The 5465-nt window shown below is 63.4% G+C and carries 9 protein-coding genes; 1 reads left to right on the top strand and 8 read right to left on the bottom strand.

The genetic code is table 11. The features are described from left to right. Positions 1-274: 274 nt before the first annotated feature. Complete coding sequence (locus NDB2M1_RS14245; protein WP_072383294.1) at positions 275-520, bottom strand: hypothetical protein; 246 nt, start codon at positions 518-520, stop codon at positions 275-277. Positions 521-775: 255 nt separating this feature from the next. Here NDB2M1_RS14245 and NDB2M1_RS22095 point away from each other — a divergent pair, with 255 nt between their 5' ends. Continuing rightward, the gene (locus tag NDB2M1_RS22095; protein ID WP_253185888.1) at positions 776-1078 is read left to right on the top strand and encodes a DUF6437 family protein; all 303 of its coding nucleotides are present in this window, start codon (positions 776-778) and stop codon (positions 1076-1078) included. 119 nt (positions 1079-1197) lie between these two features. Here NDB2M1_RS22095 and NDB2M1_RS14235 read toward each other — a convergent pair whose 3' ends face one another. The 7 genes from NDB2M1_RS14235 to NDB2M1_RS14200 form a co-directional block, all read right to left on the bottom strand. Beyond that, positions 1198-1587, bottom strand: a complete 390-nt coding sequence (locus NDB2M1_RS14235; RefSeq protein ID WP_072383291.1) for a single-stranded DNA-binding protein — start codon at positions 1585-1587, stop codon at positions 1198-1200. A gap of 520 nt (positions 1588-2107) precedes the next feature. After that, the gene (locus tag NDB2M1_RS14225) at positions 2108-2623 is read right to left on the bottom strand and encodes a GNAT family N-acetyltransferase (RefSeq protein WP_171955405.1); all 516 of its coding nucleotides are present in this window, start codon (positions 2621-2623) and stop codon (positions 2108-2110) included. Next, positions 2614-2922: a type II toxin-antitoxin system TacA family antitoxin gene (locus NDB2M1_RS14220; RefSeq protein WP_072383287.1), complete on the bottom strand. Its 309-nt coding sequence runs from the start codon at positions 2920-2922 to the stop codon at positions 2614-2616. Before NDB2M1_RS14220 ends, NDB2M1_RS14225 begins: the two co-directional genes overlap by 10 nt. Positions 2923-3075: 153 nt before the next feature. Further along, positions 3076-4032: a DUF2493 domain-containing protein gene (locus NDB2M1_RS14215; protein WP_072383285.1), complete on the bottom strand. Its 957-nt coding sequence runs from the start codon at positions 4030-4032 to the stop codon at positions 3076-3078. 271 nt (positions 4033-4303) lie between these two features. Beyond that, positions 4304-4726 carry a hypothetical protein gene (locus tag NDB2M1_RS14210; RefSeq protein ID WP_072383283.1) on the bottom strand — a complete coding sequence of 141 codons (423 nt, stop codon included), beginning with the start codon at positions 4724-4726 and terminating at the stop codon, positions 4304-4306. A 13-nt stretch (positions 4727-4739) separates the two neighbouring features. Next, positions 4740-5051, bottom strand: a complete 312-nt coding sequence (locus NDB2M1_RS14205) for a zincin-like metallopeptidase domain-containing protein (RefSeq protein WP_072383281.1) — start codon at positions 5049-5051, stop codon at positions 4740-4742. Continuing rightward, on the bottom strand, positions 5048-5465 hold a 418-nt coding region (locus NDB2M1_RS14200), incomplete at its 5' end, for a zincin-like metallopeptidase domain-containing protein (RefSeq protein WP_371328211.1). The genes NDB2M1_RS14200 and NDB2M1_RS14205, both read right to left, overlap by 4 nt.

Here is a 5465-nt window from a genome sequence, read left to right as displayed (position 1 = left end):
AGGGCCATTCTGTCGTCGGTCATCGTCTTCTTCTCCAGGTTCGAGTTCGCATCCGAACCCTACCAGAAGATCGACGGTGGCCACCCTCTCAGAGAAACCTTCCTACACCACCCCGTGGGACACGACCCCTAGCGGTTCGGCGGGGCTTTTTCATGGGGCAATCCAAATCGCTCCGCACCTGCCGATTAGGCTCTCGATTGGCAGTCCGGTGAACGAGCAAAAAAAAAGGGAGAGCGCCCTGACGGACGCCCTCCCTCGAATGGTGCCAAAGTCCCTAGAACTCGTCACTCAGCTTGCCGCAGACAGCATCGATGACCCGTCCCTCAAGCTCTGCTGGTAGTGCGCCGTAGTCGCCCTCGTCGACGACCAGATAGCCCCTCTGCCCATCGATCAGAATGTACTGCGTGAAGTAGCTGTGCTGGGCCCGGGCGTGGGCCTGATCAAGGGCAGCAATCCAGGCGGTGCTGTGATCAACTGCTGCCTGAACCTCGGCCTGTGCAGTGTCTGCGGAAATGATCATGGTCTATCCTCCTGATGAAGATGCGTCGCATCAGGAAGCTCTCGATGGTGCCGACGGGCCGGGTCAGGGACCGCGCGCAAGCGCGGCCGCGCAGCGGCGATGGGGGCAACGATTTTGTCGGGCTCGTCCCGGCAAAATGGTGGGGCCCCGTCGTCCTTGACGCGGCCCCAAAGGCGCCATCACACTTGGCCACTCTGCGAGAGAACCTTCCAACCTCTCAGGGAGCCGCGACGATCGGAATTGCGGTCTGCCCTCTTGAAACACCGCGCCGGCATGGCAAGATTGGGGGCGGAGGGGTCCAACGGCCAGATCGAAAGGACCCTGATTATGGCCCGGTCAAAACCCAGTGCACGTGATGCCCTCCTGAAGCTTCGGGCAGAGCGCGAAGAACTTGCAACCCGCGAAGCGAGGCTGCGCGAAGAGGCTTCAGCCGAACTCGGCACAGTGCTCCTCGATTGCGGTGCTGAAGTGCTCGAACCTGCACAGCTCAAGCAGCTGCTGCGCGTCTCGATGACGATTGGCATTGATACCGCGATCAAACGACTGTCTGCTTCTTAGACAAGAATCCCGGCGGCGCGTGGGGCTCGATGCCTCCGCGCCGCCGATTGCGGTTCAAGCACAAAGAAGGCCCCGGCAGATCGCTCTGCCGGGGCCTTGTTCGAGAAGGAATGAGCCCCTCAGTCTTCGTCGATATCGGGAGCGCTTTCGCCGGAGGCGGTGCGGCCCTTGGTGAGGAAATCGACCTTGTCGGCGATGATCTCGCAGCCGTAGCGCTTGGTGCCGTCCTGATCTTCCCACTGGGTGTAGTGGATGCGGCCCTCGACCGTGACCAGCTGGCCCTTGCTGCAGAACTTGGCGACATTCTGGCCCAGGCCGTTGAAGCAGGTGATCCGGTGGAACTCGCTGTCCTTGACGGTGTAGCCGTTTTCGTCCTTGTAGGTCTTGCCGTCCTTGCGGGCGGGCCGGTCGGTTACGACCGAGAGGCTGGTGATGCTGGTGCCACCGGTCGTGGTGCGGGTTTCGGGATCGCGGGCGATGCGGCCGACGAGGATAACGAGATTGGTCATGGAACTTCTCCTGAGGCTGCAGGTCCGGGACCATCCCGGCTGCGAACTGACCGTCAGAAGGGGGCGGCTGGCGCTCGCACCGGAGGGCGCCGCAGGCGGCCGGAGGGGAACCTCGATCAGGACGGGTGGGGGCGGGCAGACGCGCGCGCAGCGCGCGGCAACTCGGCCGGCCGGATCGGGGTTGCGAGGGGCAGACGCCGCCTTCAGGGAAGGGTTCGCGAAGAGCCGGATGGTCCCGGGCCTAAGCCGAGCGGGTGTCCGGCCAACTCGTGGCATTTCGCGGCTGCGGTTCGCCCTGAACCTGCTCCCACTTCCGGACCAAGCTTCCTACCTCGACCGCGGTGCCGCCGTCCGCCAGAACGCAGAACTGAAGGCGGAGCTTCGCCGCTGCCGGACAGCTCCGCCGGTCACCTTTATGGTATCCCTCGGACAATGCCGCTGCAGCAAGCGGATAAGTGGCGGTCTGATCGGAGCCTCAAAACAGAGGTGATGATGGCGAAGCGAGAAGCTGCGGATCAAATCATCTTGCCGGCAAGGCGGCAGCAATCGTCTCAACTGGCAGCAACAGGGTGCGCGTTTCCGGAGGGAATATCTGGAAGCCATAGCGCGTGTAGAAGGCGACCGCCTCGTCATCGATCGCATGGACAACAAGCGCCCGAACGCCGGCCTGCTCCGATACACGAAGTGTCCGCAGCATGGCTTCGCGCAGCAGGGCACTGCCGAGTTTGAGGCCCTGGCACCGCCTGTCTATGGCGAGACGTCCAAGAACCATGATCGGAACAGGATTGGGCAGACTATGGCGGATGCGCCGCGGAACTTCCGTTCGGGTCACACTGCCGGTTGCGAGCGTGTAATAGCCGACAACCGTAGCCCCATCATCGCACACGACAAAGGTACGCGAGGACGTCCCCTCGTTCGCCATGGCATACGAGCGAAGCCACTGATCCAGGGTCGGCTTTCCGCACTCGAATTGGCTCAGATCATGGTGCGCCTTGAGCGGTTCAGGCTGGCTGAGCCGTATGGGCTCTACTCCCACGGAGCCTTGGCGGACATCAGGTCCTTGAGCGCCGCATTGGGAGCAACCGGGGCCGCCAATGCCTTGGCGAACACCTCGCTTGCTTCAGCATCAAGGCTGAAGACCCGCCGATCGAGCAGCACATCGACCGCGTGTTGGCGGGCACTATCGAGCACGAACTCCGTACGCGATTTGCCCAGTGACGCCGCTGCTGAATCAATCAGATCGCGCGTTCGCGCCGGGACACGCATCGTGATCGTTGCGTCAGCCGGCAGCTTGCGCCGAGTACTCTCAGAGGCATCACGATTTAGCACGGCCATTGCCTTCGACCTTCCATTTCGCATCGGAAGATGGCAATTTGCACATACAATGTCAATACAAACTGCAATTCAGCGTTGGCGTGCTGAACGCGCAAGACAAGCTTGGAGTTGATCGCCAGCGCCCACAAGGGCGCTGGCGACATATGAGATCAGTCAGTCAGGTGCTCCACTGACCGGAACCTTGGGGCAGGTTCCCAGCGGACCGCGGCGATCTACGACAGTGATCCGCCGCGCCTTGGCCTCGATCACAAGGCGCTCAAGAACACCGTTGCCGGGGAATGCGACGACGTAGCGTGGATCAAGGCTGAGCATCCGCTCGTTGCGCTGAAACCCGGCGCGGCTCCCAAGGCGCATGTCGAGTGCGAAGACGACCTGCGGCACCTTGTGGCGTTCGGCCCAGGACGATGCGAGGCGGTCGATGCCCTTGGTATCCCCGCCATGGACCAACACCATGTCGGGAACACGTGCATGGACCTTGTCGAGGGTCGCCCAGATGTTGTCGGCAAAGGCGAGCGCATCGGCCTCGCTGCTGCGGCCCATCCGGCCACCGGCAAAGATGACGGGTGTCCCTTCAGGCTTGGCTGCCCGGCGCTTCGCTTCAGCACGTGCACGGAGGAAATCCCGGCCCTGGACGAGCGCCGAGGTGAGGGTCGCGCCGTGATTGAGACGCGAACTCGAGACAGGTTTCCAAGACGAGCCGAACTCGTTGAGATAGAGGCTTGCCGCGATCTCGCGCATCTCCTCGAAGGCCAGCATCGCGCTTTCAGCGCACTGCGCGCGTTCGACCTGGGTTTCGAGATCATGCGTGTGAACTTCGGAGCCGTCGGCGGTTGCCACCAGCGCGCGGACCTCATCGGTTGCCCGGTCCAAAGCCGCTCCCTTGCGCTCGGCAGCACGGTGGAAGAGGTTCACGAAAGCCCAGCCCAGATCCTCGGCATCGGCTTCCAGCGCGGTACCGGTGACAAGGGCGAAGAGATCGGACCAGACGGCTTCAAGCGTCTGCGTGGCCGCCTCCCGAGGCGGAAAGTCGGTCTCTGTGAGCGGCGCAGGACCGATCGAGAAGCCGGACAGATCGAGACCGGAAAGCTGGTCGGCAAAGGACGTGTGCATGGGATACCTCCTGACGGTGTGAGACCGGCGAGGAGCGTCGTGCTCCCCGGTGCCGGCGAGAGCCCGTCAGGGCTGGTCAAGCCTCGCGTCCCGCACGCCCGAAGGGCGGAAACCCGCTTGGCGCGGTTGGTGCGGGCAGGCGCGCCAACACGGGCCGTGCCAAGCCGGGTTGCGGGGCGCAGGCGACCGGCCCAGGGCCTCTCTCGCGGCACCGGGGAGCAGATGCGGTAGCGCGCGAATCCGTAAGGGTACCCAAGGAACGAGCAGCTGATCAGGCTGCCCGCTTGCGATAGACGCCCTCGCCGTTCGACATGTGCCCGAGGCATTCGTACTCGCCGAACAGGGCCTCGAAGCGTGGCGCGATCTGCGCGAGCCAGTGGCGCGCTCGGCCGGTTCGGGGATGGCGCCAATCGCACTCCCAGTAAGGGCCGTCTTCGCGCTCGGCGATCCAGACGGCGACAAGGCTGCCATAGACCGACATGCCGAAATCGGCATAGGCGTTGCGCAGAAGGATCCGGTCCTCGCGGCCACGCCAACCCTGCTGCGGCTCGAGCGAGGGGAAAGCAGCCCTCGCCCGCTCGATCAGGTCTTCGCGCAGCCATTCGATCTCGAAATCCCAGTCGCCATCGTCTTCGACATCCAGAACCTGGAAGGCCACGACCGCACCAGATGGATAGCTGACAGAACGTCCCATCGTCGTTCTCCCGTCAGGCTGCGATGGCATCGGTAGCATCGCTGCCGGGCTCGGCGTCATCAGCATGATCTTGGGCAACAGCCCGTCCGGCCAACTTGAGCAGCAGAGAGGCGGCTTCCTCGGCGCGGGCCGCCGCGGTCAGGATGGCGCGGTCATCATCCTTGAGCAGCTTGAGCCAGTGCTCGATGTAGCTCGCGTGGCTATCGAGATGCGCGACCGGCAGTCCAAGTTCGGCCCCGAGCATCGCACTCGACAGTTCCGCGACATATCCTGACAGTCCAGCGCTAATGTGAATTCCAGCGCCATTTTTGCGAACCTGTTTCACGCCGCCATCTCCTCAGCCTGAGGCTGCTGGGCATGCATCCAGTCGGCTGCGGCCTGGGCCTTGCTGGCAGCTGTGAAAATCGCACGTGGGTCATCCTTGAACACGCGCAGCCAGGACGCGACGTAGGCGGCGTGATCGGGCCGTGGGTGATGGGCGATACCGAGATCCGCGAGGACGAACGATGCGGTAAGTTCGGCGCAAATCTCCTCGATCGCGAGGCTGTCGCGCTTGAACCGTTCGGCGAAGTTGCGGTCGAGCCGGTGCTTTGCGCCAGTGGCGTGACCACATTCGTGGTAGGTCCCATCCATAACGTGTCCTTTCTGTCCTCTTCTGCCAATCAAGCAGGACACATGATCCGAGCCCCCTCTTCTCTGCCGGACAGGGAGGGCCCGAGGGCCCTTCCTGTCCGGTTGC

The sequence above is a fragment of the Novosphingobium sp. NDB2Meth1 genome (genome assembly GCF_900117425.1).
Lineage (GTDB): Bacteria > Pseudomonadota > Alphaproteobacteria > Sphingomonadales > Sphingomonadaceae > Novosphingobium.
The sequence above is the reverse complement of the archived record's forward strand: the minus strand, read 5'-3'. Positions and strand labels throughout refer to the sequence as shown.